Annotated in this window: 15 protein-coding genes; 5 read left to right on the forward strand and 10 right to left on the reverse strand. The window is 62.5% G+C overall.

What is annotated here, in order from left to right; translation table 11 throughout:
- Positions 1-408: 408 nt before the first annotated feature.
- From PMI16_RS09265 to PMI16_RS09275, 3 genes are all read right to left on the reverse strand, one after another.
- Complete coding sequence (locus PMI16_RS09265) at positions 409-1416, reverse strand: LLM class flavin-dependent oxidoreductase (RefSeq protein ID WP_007878810.1); 1008 nt, start codon at positions 1414-1416, stop codon at positions 409-411.
- Between the two features lie 69 nt (positions 1417-1485).
- Positions 1486-2514: an NADP-dependent oxidoreductase gene (locus tag PMI16_RS09270; RefSeq protein WP_007878811.1), complete on the reverse strand. Its 1029-nt coding sequence runs from the start codon at positions 2512-2514 to the stop codon at positions 1486-1488.
- A gap of 101 nt (positions 2515-2615) precedes the next feature.
- Positions 2616-3206: a TetR/AcrR family transcriptional regulator gene (locus tag PMI16_RS09275; protein ID WP_007878812.1), complete on the reverse strand. Its 591-nt coding sequence runs from the start codon at positions 3204-3206 to the stop codon at positions 2616-2618.
- Positions 3207-3389: 183 nt separating this feature from the next.
- Between PMI16_RS09275 and PMI16_RS09280 the strand changes: the two genes are divergently transcribed.
- Genes PMI16_RS09280 through PMI16_RS09290 form a run of 3 tightly spaced genes read left to right on the forward strand, consistent with a single transcriptional unit; the run spans position 3390 to position 5813 of the window.
- Complete coding sequence (locus PMI16_RS09280) at positions 3390-3941, forward strand: ester cyclase (protein WP_007878813.1); 552 nt, start codon at positions 3390-3392, stop codon at positions 3939-3941.
- Between the two features lie 37 nt (positions 3942-3978).
- Positions 3979-4689, forward strand: coding sequence for an SDR family oxidoreductase (locus tag PMI16_RS09285; RefSeq protein WP_007878814.1), 711 nt, complete (start codon positions 3979-3981; stop codon positions 4687-4689).
- A complete protein-coding gene (locus tag PMI16_RS09290; RefSeq protein WP_007878815.1) occupies positions 4689-5813 on the forward strand; it encodes an alkene reductase in 1125 nt (374 codons plus the stop codon). Before PMI16_RS09285 ends, PMI16_RS09290 begins: the two co-directional genes overlap by 1 nt.
- On the opposite strand, the gene PMI16_RS09295 is transcribed toward PMI16_RS09290, so the two are convergent.
- The gene (locus PMI16_RS09295; protein ID WP_007878816.1) at positions 5810-6733 is read right to left on the reverse strand and encodes a LysR family transcriptional regulator; all 924 of its coding nucleotides are present in this window, start codon (positions 6731-6733) and stop codon (positions 5810-5812) included. The two genes, PMI16_RS09290 and PMI16_RS09295, sit on opposite strands and share 4 nt — an antisense overlap.
- A 39-nt stretch (positions 6734-6772) precedes the next feature.
- The gene (locus PMI16_RS09300; protein WP_007878817.1) at positions 6773-8023 is read right to left on the reverse strand and encodes an MFS transporter; all 1251 of its coding nucleotides are present in this window, start codon (positions 8021-8023) and stop codon (positions 6773-6775) included.
- Between the two features lie 108 nt (positions 8024-8131).
- Between PMI16_RS09300 and PMI16_RS09305 the strand changes: the two genes are divergently transcribed.
- Positions 8132-9106 carry a GlxA family transcriptional regulator gene (locus PMI16_RS09305; protein WP_007878818.1) on the forward strand — a complete coding sequence of 325 codons (975 nt, stop codon included), beginning with the start codon at positions 8132-8134 and terminating at the stop codon, positions 9104-9106.
- Between the two features lie 434 nt (positions 9107-9540).
- Here the strand turns inward: PMI16_RS09305 and PMI16_RS09310 are convergent, their stop codons facing one another.
- Complete coding sequence (locus PMI16_RS09310; protein WP_007878819.1) at positions 9541-10674, reverse strand: metallophosphoesterase; 1134 nt, start codon at positions 10672-10674, stop codon at positions 9541-9543.
- A gap of 259 nt (positions 10675-10933) precedes the next feature.
- Between PMI16_RS09310 and PMI16_RS09315 the strand changes: the two genes are divergently transcribed.
- Positions 10934-11875 carry an SDR family oxidoreductase gene (locus tag PMI16_RS09315; protein ID WP_007878820.1) on the forward strand — a complete coding sequence of 314 codons (942 nt, stop codon included), beginning with the start codon at positions 10934-10936 and terminating at the stop codon, positions 11873-11875.
- Here PMI16_RS09315 and PMI16_RS09320 read toward each other — a convergent pair.
- From PMI16_RS09320 to PMI16_RS09335, 4 genes are read right to left on the reverse strand one after another with little or no spacing between them, the layout of a single operon-like run.
- Positions 11863-12699: an amidohydrolase family protein gene (locus tag PMI16_RS09320; protein WP_007878821.1), complete on the reverse strand. Its 837-nt coding sequence runs from the start codon at positions 12697-12699 to the stop codon at positions 11863-11865. The two genes, PMI16_RS09315 and PMI16_RS09320, sit on opposite strands and share 13 nt — an antisense overlap.
- 25 nt (positions 12700-12724) lie before the next feature.
- Positions 12725-13723, reverse strand: coding sequence for an NAD(P)-dependent oxidoreductase (locus PMI16_RS09325; protein WP_007878822.1), 999 nt, complete (start codon positions 13721-13723; stop codon positions 12725-12727).
- Positions 13724-13757: 34 nt separating this feature from the next.
- Positions 13758-14384, reverse strand: coding sequence for an OmpA family protein (locus PMI16_RS09330; RefSeq protein WP_007878823.1), 627 nt, complete (start codon positions 14382-14384; stop codon positions 13758-13760).
- Entirely contained in the window at positions 14377-14898 is a 522-nt protein-coding gene (locus PMI16_RS09335) for a FecR family protein (RefSeq protein WP_007878825.1), read from the reverse strand. Before PMI16_RS09335 ends, PMI16_RS09330 begins: the two co-directional genes overlap by 8 nt.
- Between the last annotated feature and the right edge of the window lie 134 nt (positions 14899-15032).

Genomic DNA, 15032 nt, shown 5'->3' on the forward strand with positions numbered 1-15032 from the left:
GCGGCTGCCGCCACCATGGCTTCGACTGCGTTGCCGCCTTCGCGCAATACGGCGGCGCCGGCTTGCGCTGCGAGGTGATGAGGGGCGGTGACCATGCCGCCGATGCAAGTCTTGCTGTACAACATGCGAACTCCCGATATTTTTTGTCTTGCTTATTTGTGTTTCTTATCCATCCACGACACCTGCGCGACGCGGCCCTCTGCGGTGATTCCATTCGACGCAAGTCGCGTGCCAGACTTGCCGGCGCGCCGCCGTTGCGGAAAATCGCAATGGTATCGCAATCGATCGGATTTCCGCTCGTTCCATGCAGCAAGGCAAGCTGTCGATGAATCGCGTTCGCGTGACGGCTGCATGCTGAATAAAAAAAGCCGGGATCGATGCCCGGCTTTTTGGTTGCGACGTAAAGAATTAAATCTGCGGCGTCAGATTCAACGCCTCGCGCGCTTCCGCCACGATTTCAAACGAACGCAGACGCGCCGCGTGGTCGTGGATTTGCGCGGTGATCATCAATTCATCCGCGCCGGTGTCGTCGATGAAGTTTTGCAAGCCTTCGCGCACGGTCTCGGGCGAGCCGACGATGGCGCAGGACAACGAACGTTCGACATGGGATTTTTCTTCCGGACGCCAGTAGTCTTCCATCGTCTCGCGCGGCGGGTTCAGTTGGCCCGGCACGCCGCGCACCAGATTGACGAACTGCTGTTGCAGAGAGGTGAACAGACGTTCGCCTTCGCGGTCGGTGTCGGCAGCGAAGACGTTCAGGCCGAGCATCACGTGCGGACGCGCCAGCGCTTCGGATGGCTTGAAGCGGGTGCGGTAAATTTCGATGGCCGACTTCATGAATCCCGGTGCGAAGTGCGAAGCGAAGGCGAACGGCAAGCCCATTTCCGCCGCCAGCTGGGCGCTGAACATGCTGGAACCGAGCAGCCACAGCGGCACGTTCAGGCCGTAGCCCGGCACGGCGCGCACGGCTTGATAGGGCGAGGCTTCCTTGAAGTATTCCTGCAGCTCCGCCACGTCTTGCGGGAAGGTGTCGGCGCTGTCGGCGAGATGGCGGCGCAAGGCGCGCGCGGTGCGCTGATCGGAACCCGGCGCGCGCCCCAGGCCGAGATCGATGCGACCGGGATAGAGCGACTCCAGCGTGCCGAACTGCTCGGCGATCACCAGCGGCGAATGGTTGGGCAGCATGATGCCGCCGGCGCCGACGCGGATGGTCCTGGTGTTGGCGGCGATGTGCGAGATCACCACCGAGGTCGCCGCGCTGGCGATGCCGGTCATGTTGTGGTGTTCGGCCAGCCAGTAGCGGTTGTAACCGAGCGCTTCTGCCTTCTGCGCCAGCTCCTTGCTGTTGTGGAAGGCTTGCGCGGCGGTGCTGCCCTGATTGATGGGAGATAAGTCGAGTACGGAAAACGGAATCATGCTGTGTCCTTGCTGGCGCCCTGAGCCGGGCGACTTGAATAAGCTACAAAAAATGTGCTGCAAAAATAGTCATGCGATCTGAACGACGAGCTTGCCGAAGTTCTTGCCTTCCAGCATGCCCATGAAAGCCTGTGGCGCATTCTCCAGGCCTTGCACCACGTCTTCGCGATACTTGATCTTGCCGGCCGCCGCCCACGCGTTCATGTCCTTGAAGAACTCGGCGAAATAGCCGGCGCGCTGGTAGTAGTCGAAAATGATGAAGCCCTGCATGCGGATGCGCCTGGTCAACAGGTTGCGCGGCAGCGTGGCGAGCAAGGCGGCGTTCGGCGCCACGCCGCTGTATTGCGCAATCAGGCCGCACAGCGGCACGCGCGCATGCACGTTGAGCAAGGGCAGCACGGCTTCGAATACTTTGCCGCCGACGTTTTCAAAATAGACGTCGATGCCTTGCGGGCAGGCGTCCTTGAGTTGTTGCGGCAAGTCGTCGCTGCGATGATCGATGCAGGCATCGAAGCCGAGTTCTTCCACGGCGTAGCGGCATTTCTCGGCGCCGCCGGCGATGCCGATCACGCGACAGCCCTTGAGTTTGGCGATCTGCCCGACCACGGAGCCGACCGCGCCGGTTGCCGCGGCGACAACGACGGTCTCGCCTTCCTTCGGTTGGCCGATGTCGAGCAAGCCCGCGTAGGCGGTGAAGCCCGGCATGCCGAACAGGCCGAGGGCGTACGACGGACGCGGCATGTCCTTGTTCAGCTTGGTGGCGCCGACGCCGTCCGACAAGGCGTAATCCTGCCAGCCGGTGTAGGCCATCACGAGATCGCCTTCCTGATAATCGGGATGCTGCGACGCCACCACGCGCGAAACGGTGCCGCCGGTCATGACGCCGCCGATTTCAACACAAGGGGCGTACGAGGGCGCGTCGCTCATGCGGCCGCGCATGTAAGGATCGAGCGAGAGATAGTCCGCGCGCAGCAGGAACTGCCCCGCCGCCGGGGTCGGCACGGCGACTTCTTCAAGGCGGAAATTCTCCGGCGCCGGGGCGGCGGCGGGACGCGACGCCAGTACGATGCGGCGATTGATGCTGGTGGATTGCGGCATGATGGTTTTCCTTGGAAAAAGTGAGTCCCCGCCGACCACGATGTCAGCAGTGCTTACGTTCAAATGTCAATTGAGCAATGGGTCCGGAACCGGCTATGTCTTCATGGTGCAACCAGCACGCGCCGGGTAACGTCCATCGCGCTTTCCAGGGCATCGCGGCCCTTGCTCAGCTTGCTGATCAGGCTCGCGCCCAGCCACAGCTGATACAGCATCTGCGCCGTCTTGGCCGGTTCCAGCGCGGTGTGCAGGGACCCCTCGTCGACGCCTTCCTGAATCACGGCGGCGATACGCGTCATGAAAGCTTTGGTGCCCTCATGCAAGGCAATGCGCATGTCGTCGGACAGATCCGCCACTTCCGCACTGAGCTTGACCACCAGGCATTTATGTTCGGTCATCTCGCAGCATTGGGTCTCGATCCAGTGCCCCCAAAACGTCAACAGACGCTCGCGGGCATTGCTGTCGCCCGGGGCGAAAAGCTTGTCGAGCACTTGCAGGTACTCGGACACGTATTGCTCGATCAGTTCCTTGCCATAACCTTCCTTGGAACCGAAGTAATGGTAGAACGAGCCTTTCGGAATGTCGGCGGCCGCCAGCAGCTCGCTCAAACCCACGCCGGTAAAACCTTTCTTGGCGATCAGGCCCCGTCCTGCAAGCAGGATGGCGAGTTTGGTTTCGGCGTAGGTATCTCTCATGATTTGGCTATTTTACCCAAAAATTAGACCAGTCGTCTAAAGACCGCGAAAACGAGGTAAGTCAGACGGGAAATTGCCCCATCTTCAAAAATATCAAGAAGCTGATTCAAGCGCCGGACACATTCTCAATCAAGCCGCCGCAGCCGACAATGCATTCACTTCCTTGATACCCGGAGAAACACCATGAACAACAAGAAATGGATACAAGCCCTGACGCTGACCGGCCTGGCCGCGATGCTGATGAATGCCCCTCTTACCCAGGCGGCCGAAAACAAGCTGCCGACGCCGCAGCATATCGCCATCAATCTGCCGGCAGCGAAGATCGCTGCCGACGCACGCGTACTGGCGGCGCGCCGTTACGCAGCGTTCTGGAACAGCGGCGATGCACAGTTGGCGCAGCAGGCGCTGAGCCCGTCGTTCATCGACCGCACGCTGCCCGCCGGACGTCCGCAAGGTATCGACGGTCCCTTGCAGGCGTCGGCCGGTTTCCGCAAGGCAGTGCCCGATCTGAGCGCGGAAGTGCAGGACATGACGGTAGCCGGTGATCGCGTCGCAGTGCATCTGCGTTTCCGCGGCCACTTCACCGGCGTGTTCGGCACGCTGCAGGGTAAAGGGCAAGCCATCGATTTTCAAGCCCACGATTTGTATCGCATCCAGGATGGCAAGATCGCCGAGAACTGGCATCTGGAAGACAACCTGACATTGATGCAGCAGCTCGGTGTCATTCAGCAATAAGAACAGAAACACACTACTCATCTACTGAAAGATCATCATGTCCGACACCTCACTGAACAACCAGCAAGTCGTCGTCATCGGCGGCACTTCCGGCATCGGCCGCGAAGTCGCCAAGGAGGCGGCACAACGCGGCGCCACCGTTACCATTATCGGGCGCTCGGCGAAAACCGGCGACAATCTGCGCGGCATTGCCGCCATCGCAGCCGACGTCACCGACCACGCCGCCCTCACCCAAGCCTTCGCCGCCATCGGCAGGATCGATCATCTGGTGCTGACAGCCGGCGCCCGCGTCGGCTCGCCCAAGCTGACCGATCTCAAGCGCGACGAACTGGAGCTGGCCTTCAACGTCAAGCTGTTCGGTTCGCTGTTTGCGATCCAGGCGGCGCTGCCCTACCTGTCACCGAATGCTTCCGTGACGCTGACCTCCGGCCTGCTGTCGCGCAAGTTCGGTCCCGGCGGTTTGCTCAAGAGCACGCTGAACGCCGCCGTGGAAGCGACCGCGAAAACCCTCGCGAAGGAACTGGCGCCGCGCCGCGTGAACGTCGTCAGCCCGGGCGTGATCGATACCGAATTGTGGGGCGAAGCCGGCGCAGAATCGCGCATGGCGGCGATGGCCCGTATCGGCCAGAGTCTGCCGGTGGGCCGCGTCGGCACGCCGCAGGATGTAGCGCAGGCTTACATGCTTGCCATGGAAAACGGCTTCGTCAGCGGCGCCGTGATTGATATCGAAGGCGGAGGATTACTGTAATGACTAACACCACACCATTGAAAGACTCGCCCCTGTTTTCATCATTGCAACTGGGTGAGTCTCAGCTGCCCAACCGCATCGTGATGGCGCCGATGACGCGCGCCCGCACCACGCAGCCCGGCAACATCCCGAACCGGATGATGGCCGAGTACTATGCCCAGCGCGCGGCAGCCGGTCTGATCGTGAGCGAGGCGACGCAGATTTCTCCGCAAGGCCAGGGCTATTCGTTCACGCCGGGTATCCATACTCAGGAACAGATCGCCGGCTGGAAGCTGGTCACCGATGCCGTGCATGCCAAGGGCGGACGCATCTTCGTGCAGCTGTGGCACGTCGGCCGGGTATCGCATACGGTATTCCACAACGGCGCTGCGCCGGTGGCGCCGTCGGCGATCCAGCCGCGCGGCACGCAAGTGTGGATCGTCGGCGACGACGGCGTCGGCAGCATGGTCGATACCTCGATGCCGCGCGCGCTGACGGTGGAAGAAATCGGCGATATCGTCGAAGACTTCCGCCAGGCTGCGGCCAATGCGATGGAAGCAGGTTTTGACGGCATTGAATTCCATGGCGGCAATGGCTACCTGATCGACCAGTTCCTGCGCACAGTCTCCAATCATCGCACCGACCGGTACGGCGGCAGCGTCGACAACCGCGTGCGCTTCTTGCGCGAAGTGGTGACGACGGTGATCAAGGAAATCGGTGCAGAGCGCGTCGGCGTACGGCTGGCTCCCTACATCACCATCAAGGACATGGCCGATCCGGAAATCGTCGACACCATCCTCTACGCCGTAGGCGAAATGGAGAAGCTCAAGGTCGCCTACATCCACTTGTCGGAAGCCGACTGGGACGATGCGCCGACGATTCCCGAAGACTTCCGCCACCAGCTGCGCGCCGCGTACTCGGGCCGCATCATCGTGGCCGGACGCTACGACAAGGAACGTGGCGGAAAAATCCTGGCCGACGGACTGGCCGATCTGGTGGCTTTCGGCCGTCCCTTTGTCGCCAATCCGGATCTGCCGAAACGCCTGCAGGAAAACCTGGCGCTGGCCGATCTCGACGGCGCCACCTTGTTCGGCGGTGATCAGCGGGGGTATACCGACTACAGCGACTATTCGCCTGTCGCTTAAAACGCAATGCCCAGTTCGTCGAGTGCAGCGGATTGGGCCGCGAAACGCTCTTGCAGGAAATCCAGCAGCAGCTTGACGCGCGGCGGCTGGTGCTTGTTGCGGTGATATAGCGCATGCAGCGGCACCGGCGCCGACAGCTTGTCGGGCAGCACGATGCGCAGGCGTTCCGCGCGCACGTCATCGACGATATCGAGCACGGACTTGTACGCGTAACCTCGCCCCTGCACCGCCCACTTGCGCAGGATCTCGCCGTCGTTGGTCTCGTGATAGTGATCGAGCTGGATGGATTCGACGCGCTTGCCGCTCTGGAATTGCCAGACATTCATCGGCCCGGCCGACGTGGTCAGCACCAATGCCGGCCGCTGCGCGAGTTGCTGCAATTCCGTCAACGGACCGAAGTGGTCATCGCAAGCCGGCGCCACGCAAATCACACGGCGATTGGGCGCCAAGGTGCGCGCCACCATGCTGCTGTCGGCCAGCTTGCCGTAACGGATGGCGACGTCGACATCGTCGAGAACGAGGTTGGCGTGCGAGTCGGTCAGCGACAGGACGAAACGCACGTCGGGATAGTGCTGCGAGAATTCAAACAGATAGTCCTGCAGCAGATTGCGCCCCAGATCCGACGGCGCCGAGATGCGCACCGTGCCTTGCACCAGCTGCTTGCCGGCTTGCAGCTGGTGTTCGGCTTCGGTGATGGCGTCGATGGCTTGCTGGCAGTAGTACTGGTACAGCCGCCCTTCTTCGGTCAGCCGCAACTGGCGCGTGGTACGCTCGAACAGCTTGACGCCGAGCGACTGCTCCAGCCTTTGCATGGCCGCGCTTGAAGCCGCCGGCGACAAGCCGACCTTGCGCCCGGCAGCGGAAAAACTGCCGGCGGACGCCGCGCTCAGAAACAGACGCATGTCGCTCAGACGATCCATGGCGAAGACGAGAAGTGGTTGAAGCGGACGATTATTACATCAACGCGCCGGCTTCAGGAAAATCGGCCACGCAATCAAGGCGCCCACCGCACCGGCCAGCCACACCGCCGCCCACGATTGCCAGGCAAGCAAGACTGGTATGGCCTGGGCGGTCAGGAAAAACACCAGGAACACGCAGGTATTGCCCAGCCCCAGCGCCGTACCGACCTGATGCGCCCCGGCCAGGGTCGCCAATTCGGTATAGGCCACGCCATGCCAGGCCGAGGCGCAAATCCCTCCTGCGATCAACATCAGCACAACGAGCGCCAAGATCCATTGCGGCCAATCATGCGGCGCCAGCGCCGCCAGCACGCCCATCCCGACGAACAGCAGCACGCTCAGTGCGCTGCACGTGCGCAGATAGCTGCGACGATTGCCGTGGCGGTCGGTCCAGCGTCCGCTCCACACCCGCATCACCGCGGCGCCGATCTGGATCGCCGCCATGGTCGTACTGATCAGCGTCAGACCGACATGGCCGACATCGTGCAAAAAGATCGTCGCGAACGTCAGCACCGACACCTGCGGAAAACACAACATCCCGATCGCCATCGCCACGCGCCAGACCTTGATGTCGCGCAAGGCGCTGCGCGTCTGCACTGGAGCTTGCATTTCCCCTGCTGCGGCAGGCGGCTCATGCAACCACAGCCATGCCATGGCGGCGCTGAGCAAACAGAACAGCGCCAGCAATCCATACACCGCCGCAAAGCCATGCGCCGACGCCAGCGCCGGCAATACCACCGCGCCGACACCGCCGCCGACCGGCACGGCAGTCTGACGGATGCTCATGGCCAGGCCGCGCTCGCCTTCGCGAAACCAGCCCATCACCGCGCGTCCGCTGGAACCGTTCACGCTGCCGCCGAGCAAACCGACCGTCAGCAAACCCAGCGCCAATTGCCACATCGGCGGTATGCCATCGACATCCGGTGCAGCGAACAAGGCCATCGCCGCCAGCGCCAGCGCGGTCGTGATCAGTCCGCACAGCAAGACCTTGCGGTCGCCCCAACGGTCGGTCAATACGCCCCAGGGCAACTCGCTCACCGCCACGCCGAGACCGAGCGATCCGAGCGCCAGACCGAGCTGGGTATTGTCGAGCCGATAATCGGCGCGCATGAAGATGGCGGTGACCGGAATCCCGGCGAAGGCGGCGGAAAAGCTGGCGTTGGCCAGCACGCCGATGCCGAGGATTTTCCAGCGATGGCTGTCCTTGCGCGCGGCGAGTCCGGCGGCCGTAGCTTGCCCTGCTGTGTTCATGATGCGACTCCATGGTGATTTGACACCCTGAGTGTGCCGTGCCACCATCCGTCCAAAATGACATAAAAACCTCGTTTTTGGACAATCATCCTTTTTGGACAAACTGCCATGCGCAAGATCGGCTTTTTACTCTTCCTCGACTGCAGCCTGCTCGACTTCACCGGCCCGCTGACCGCCTTCGACGTCGCCAACCGGCTCAGCGAAGAACGCTCCGGAGCTTCCCGCCCCTACCAGTTGCGCGTGATGTCCGAACAAGGCGGCATGCTGGAAAGCGCCTCGGGCACGGCGGTCGTCACCCATCCACTGGACCGCAGCGCCTTCGACACCCTGATCATCGCCGGCGGCGCCGGTCCGCGCGAAGGCGTGCTGTCGGCAACCCTGCTGGACTACACCCGCCACGCCGCCGGCAAAGCACGCCGCGTCGCCAGCGTCTGCACCGGCGCCTTCGTCCTTGCCGCCGCCGGCCTGCTCGACGGCAAGCGCGCCACCACGCACTGGCGCATGGCGACGCGCTTGCAGCGCATGCATCCGGCGGTGCAGGTCGACAGCGACAAGATCTTCATCAAGGACGGCAATGTCTGGACCTCGGCCGGCATCTCGGCCGGCATCGACCTCGCGCTGGCGCTGATCGAAGAAGACCTCGGCGTGGAACTGGCGCGCGCCGTCGCGCGCGAGCTGGTGGTGTATCACCGTCGTCCGGGCGGCCAGTCGCAATTCTCCAACCTGCTGGAAATGGACCCGCCGTCAGGCCGCATCCGCGAAACCCTGAGCTACGCGCGCAACCATTTGCACGAATCGCTGAGCGCAGACCGCCTGGCCGAAATCGCCTGCCTGAGCCGCCGCCAGTTCGACCGCGCCTTCAGTGCCGAGACCGGACAGACGCCGGCCAAGGCGATTGAAAAACTGCGTGCGGAAGCGGCGCGTCCGCGCGTGGAAGCAGGAGAGGAATCATTGGAAAACATCGCCCGCGCCGTCGGCTTCGACGACCCGGAACGCATGCGCCGCGCGTTTCTGCGCGTGTTCGGCTATCCGCCTCAGGCGATCAGGCGGGCGCAGCGGAAGCAGGAGGCGTTGTATCTTTGAGGTAGAAGGTGAAGCGGACGTCTTTACGACACTGGGTCCCAGCTTTCGCTGGGACGACGGAGTTAAAAAGTAAAAATGAAATTTGCAGCATCGCCAGCGCTTGAAGCCGCGATGCCGAAGGCGAGGAACCCCGGCAAAGCGAAGCGAGCCGGTTTAGCAGTTCCGCTTAGAGCCAGCCAGTGATGCGATGCGAAAAATGGAAAAAGAAGGGAAAAATGTCTGAGCGAAGCGAGTTGTTTTCCCTTCCCATTTTTTGCTTCGCAGCGCTGGGAAGTCCGAAGGACCTGGATCCCGTTGTGTTGGAGCAGTGCTCCAACCCTTCTTTTGCTTACTTTTCTTGGCGGAGCAAGAAAAGTGAGCGGCTGCCGGGCCGCCCCCGGCAAACCAAGCTTGATCGAATAAAGAAAAGAATCAGCTACCCAAGCAAAAACAGATCAAGCACTAACCAACCTCAACCTCGTAATCTCCGAAGGCGCCAACAACCTCTTGGGCGGCCCCCAATACCCCGTCCCCCGGCTGGTATACACCCACAAATCCTTCAAGCGATTCAACCCCGCCACATAAGGCTGCTGCAAAGGCACAAAGAAATTCCAGGGGAAAAACTGCCCGCCGTGCGTATGCCCCGACAACTGCAAATCAAAGCCCGCATCCGAAGCCGCAGCCGCCGACCTCGGCTGATGCGCCAATAACACGCGCGCGCTGCTGACCGGCGCATTGCGAATCGCCGCATGCGGATCGCTGCGATGATTCTCATCGAAATGATGCGCGGTGAAATCGGTCACACCCGCCAGCACCAGCGGCGCGCCATGATGCTGCAACACCACGTGCTCGTTCATCAGCACGGTCAGGCCGAGACGCCGCACCTCCTCGATCCAGGCATGCGCATTGGAGTAATACTCATGGTTGCCGGTGACGAAGTAAGCACCGTGACGCGCACGCAACTGTTCCAGCGGCGCCGTGTGTTCGGACAATTGCTGCACGCTGCCGTCGACCAGATCGCCGGTGACGGCAATCATGTCGGCCTTCAGTGAATTGACCTTGTCGACGATGGCGCGCAGATAGCTGCGCTTGATGGTGGGACCGACGTGGATGTCGCTGATCTGCACGATGGTGAAACCTTCCAGCGCCGGCGACAGCCCTTTTATCGGCACGTCGACGTCGACCACGGCGGCCAGGCGGCGCGCGTTGATATAACCCACGACCGTCAACAACAGTGCACAACCGATGACGGCCCAGGAGGTGCTTTCGACCACGTCCGGCGTCAACGCGCCAAACAGCGGCAACACCAGCAAACCGATTTCACGCACGATGGTCAGCAGCAACAAGGACGAAAACAAACCCATGACCAGCATGCCGATCCAAGCCAGGCGGTCCGACAAAGGCTGCTGTTTGATTCCGCGCGACAACAAGCCGGCCGGTATCAGCAGATAGGACAGCACCAGCAACAAGGCGCCGGTCGCCTGCCAGTTGCCGTCGATGCCGAGCGCGGGCAGGATGCGCCAGCCTATCCACGCATGCAAGGCGCCCAGCACGGAAAGCACGAAAACAATGGTGAAGCGTGACGGCATGGGACCTCGCGAAGGATGATAAAGGGAGTGTTGCCGTGCATGTTGGTATGCATGCACGCATTTCAATGGCTGGTTTGCAATTGCTCTGCCGATTGTGTCGCAACTGTCTTGCATTTCTGATAGCCGGTCTAGCAAACCGCTTGCCAGCGTAACAGGCGGGCGCCCCTGAAAGTGCATGAAGAAAAATATTTTTGTGCACCACAATATTGCGCGTCCTCAAACGTCTTCATCGGCATGTCTGCCAATTCAGGGGGAAGCCATGCACCAGTTTCAAACAGCGCCATGCACGACGACAACGTCAAGAGCGCCGCTACGCCGCGTCGTCGTGGCCGGCGCCAACGGCCCGACCGGACGTTTGCTGCTGCTGTTGCTGCGCGACGCCGATGTCCACGTCACCGCATTGGTGCGGCAACCGGTGCGACTGGTCGCCGATGAAGTCGTCGCCGACTGGACGCGCAGCGAACGCAGTTTTGAAGTCATCGCCGAAGCCGACGCAGTGATCTTGCTGACCGGCGTCTTCGCCGCCGACAGCTGGGACGCCTATCGGAGCGGCATGGTCGATACCGCCGAACGCATCGCCGCAGCGGTGGGCGAACGCGATACGCGGGTGATTTATTTCTCCCACATCGGCGCCGACGTTGCGGAAAACAACTGGTATCTGAAAGCCAAGGGATGGGCCGAGCAGGCGCTCGCGCGCCTGAGCAATGTCGTGATCTTCCGTCACGGACCGGTGGTGCGCGGCAGCCCGCAACCGTTGCCGTTCGAACTGTCGCTGCAACAGCGTGCGCCCGATGCGCCGGTGACCTTGTACGGCAGCGGCGAGCAACGTTGCCGTCCGATCAATCTGGGCGACATCGCCACCATCGCGGAAGCCGCCGCGCTCGGCGCCGGCAGTCCCGGCACGTATGAATTGGGCGGCCCCGACGAGCACAGCCTCGTGGAGTTGGTGCAACTGGTCAACGGCCGACGGGTGCCGGTACAGACGATCGCCGTCGCGCAAGCCGGGGCCTGCGCGAAATTGCCCGCCACGGTAATCGACCTGATCGCCAGAACACAAACGCCGCATCCGGGCGAGGTCGAAGCGACCGCGGCGCATTTCGGCGTGCAGCTCACGCCGCTATCGCTGGCGTGGCCGCTGGACGATCTTTATGAGGTGGAAGAGGAACTGAGCCTGTCCCTGCACTACGCTCAGAACCCGTAAAGCGCCGCCGGATTGTCGACCAGGATGCGTTTGCGTACCTCTGCCGACGGCGCCCACGAGGGCAGCAAGCCGAGCAAGTCGCGATTGGACGGTTGCGGATTGCGGCCCGGATGCGGCCAGTTGCTGGCCCACAGGCAGCGTTCCGGATAAGCATTGACGAAGGTCTTCGCCAGCACACCGACATCGTCATAAGTCGGCGCGCCGGTTTGCGAAGTTTCGTACGGCGCCGACAGCTTGACCCAGCAACGCCCGCTGTCGAGCAGGCGCAGCAGGCTTTGCATGCCGGGATGGTCCGGTCTCACCGGCGTGAGGAATTTGCCGTTGTGGTCGATCACGATGCGACACGGCAAGGACTTCAACAGGTTTTCATATTGCCCGAAATCGCGACCGTCGATCTGCAGGTTGATGTTCCAGCCCAGCGGCGCGATTTTTGCGGCGATGGTCTCCAGCATGTCCCAGCGCATCACGCCGCCGCCATTGGCGATCATCATGAAGCGCACGCCGCGTACGCCGGCGGCGTCCATCTGCATCAGTTCGCTCTCGGCGATATCGGGCGCGATCGCCACGATGCCGCGCGCATTGCCTTCGGCCTGCGCCAGCGCGTCGAGCGTGCAGCGATTGTCGAAGCCATAGCCGGTCGGCTGCACCACCACCGCGCGCGTCAGACCCAGCGCCTGCTGCTCGTGCCGGTAATCGGACCACAAGGCCTGCGGCGGTTTGGACAGCGCCGTCGGCGCCAGTGCAAAGCGCGTGTAGTCGTAGATGTGAATGTGGCAGTCGCAGGCCCCTGTGGGCATGTCGTTTGCCAGGACAGCTGAGGCCATGGGATGTCTCCGTTGATCGGTGTTTTTATATACCGTCGGCAAAGCGCGCCAGCCGCGTCGCCTGCCCGGCGTTGACCGCGCCTTCCGGCATACGTCCGGCGACGATGGCTGCCACCTGGTTGACCGTATCCATGGCCTGATGCCCGGCCGCCTGCGGCGTCAGTCCGCCGATGTGCGGCGTGGCGATCACGCGCGGATGGCGCGCCAGCAGCGGCGACGGCATCTGGTCGGGCGCCATGCCGACGTCGATGGCGCAAGCGGCGATCGCGCCGTGATCCAGCGCATGCAGCAGCGCCGCTTCGTCGACCAGTTCGCCGCGCGAGGCATTGATGAAGAAGGATGAAGATTGCATTTTGGCGAACGCGGCGGCATTGAACATATGCGCGGTCTCGGCATTGGCCGGTGCCAGGCAGACGACGTAATCGGACTGCGCCAGCACTTCGTCGAAGCCGACGGCAACGTGCGCCGGGTCGCTGATGCGCGCATAGGGATCGGCCACCAGCACCTTCATGCCGAGCGCCTGCGCGATGCGGCACAGATACTGGCCGATGGTGCCGTAGCCGGCCACGCCCAGCGTGGCGCCACGCAATTCGCGTCCCATCCTGACGGCGGGCACGACGCCGCTGCGATAGGCCATGGCGGCGTCGCTGATGTTGCGGCTGAGGTCAAACATCGCGGCCAGCACCCATTCGGCCACGGAGGCCGCGAAGCCCGGCGTGGCGTGCGTCACCAGCACGCCGTTGCGGCTGGCGGCGGCGACGTCGATGGTGCGGATGTCGACCGCGCCGCGGCAATACGCGGCCAGTTGCGGCAGGCTGTCGAACACATCGGAGGTCGCGGCGGGAATGCGCGGCGCGACGATGATGTCGCAGCCGGCGGCTTCACGCACCAGATCGGCGGGCGTCAGCGCTGCCTCGCTTTGATTCAGGCGCACCTCGCCCAAGGCTTGCAAATGCGTCAAGGCGCGCTCGCCATAGTAATTGACGCGCGTTTGCGGCGAATACGCCAGGTAGATGGTGGCCATGTCTCTGAATGTGGTGATGCCGCTGTGATGTTCTTTAGCGCAGCTTGATTTCTACGTAACGGTTAGCCGGCTCGGGTACGCCCTTCTTCGCCGGCACGCGCGGTTCGCGCGATCCTTTACCGATCACTTCGATGCTGATCAGGTTGACTTTAGCACGGATCAATTCGCGCTCGACCAGCCTGGCGCGCCGCACCGACAGCGTGTCGTTGAAGGCGTCGTTGCCGATATTGTCGGCGTGGCCGATGACGATGAATTCACCCGCGGGAAACTGCTTGAACTCTTCAATCGCCTGATCGAGGAATTTGCGCGAAGGCGGCGTCAGGCGATCACGCCCCAGTTCGAACAGCAGGACATAAGTGCGCGGACGCAGGGGCAGGTTTTCCATCACCGGCGCGTAGCGCGCCTGCACTTCCGCTTCGCTAAGGGTCAGCGTCTTGCCGGCCTTGCCGCCGTCGGTTTCCACCGCAGCATACGGGGTGGTCAGCGGGGTCTCGCCGGTATTCGTTTTGACGACGATGCTGCTGGCGGAACCGTCCGGCTGCGGCAACAGGACGAAACGCTCCTTGGGACCGGCGCAACCGGTGAGAAGCACGAAGCCGGCCAGGCAGCTCCACCATGCGAGGATCTTGCCCAGGCGCGCGCCGCCGCTCTGCTTACTCACTGGCCACGTCCACGATGAAGTCGGTGCCGCGGATGCCGATGGTAGCCGTCGGCGTCATGACTTGCTGGCGCTCCGGCGCGTGCTTGCCGATCAGGCCGGTGACATAGCGCAAGGTGCCCTTGATCACGCGCACGGCGACATTGCCTTCGCCTGAGCTTTCATTGAAATTGTATTGTTCGAGCACGAACGTACTCTTGGGGCCCAGCGACACCAGCGTGTCGTCGCGCAGGGTGATGCCGACTGCCGCGCCGTCCGCCGTCACCACCCGGTCGCCGGCAAACAGACGGTCGCCGACATGCACGGACACCTGGGGAAAAACAGTTTGCTGACTCGCCGGCTGGCCGGGCTTCTGCGCCGCCGCGCCCTGGCGCTGCACCAGCACCTCGCCGCGCACCACCTTGACGATGCCGGCCTGTACATAGTCCTGCACGTCGGCATGCGCGACGGTGCCGACGCTGCATAGCACGATGGCGATTCCCCATGACCGCTGAAACGAAACAGCTCCCTGACGCATGATGTCTGCCTTTTATTGTTGCTATCGGGTTGGACGGCTTGTGACGACGCTGGACGGCGTTCCCCGACCATCCTTGCTGCTAAACATTATAGCGTCAATATTTCCGCGAAACATGGTTGTCTTTTATCAATATC

The sequence above is a fragment of the Herbaspirillum sp. CF444 genome (genome assembly GCF_000282135.1).
In the GTDB taxonomy this organism is placed as follows: domain Bacteria; phylum Pseudomonadota; class Gammaproteobacteria; order Burkholderiales; family Burkholderiaceae_D; genus Herbaspirillum.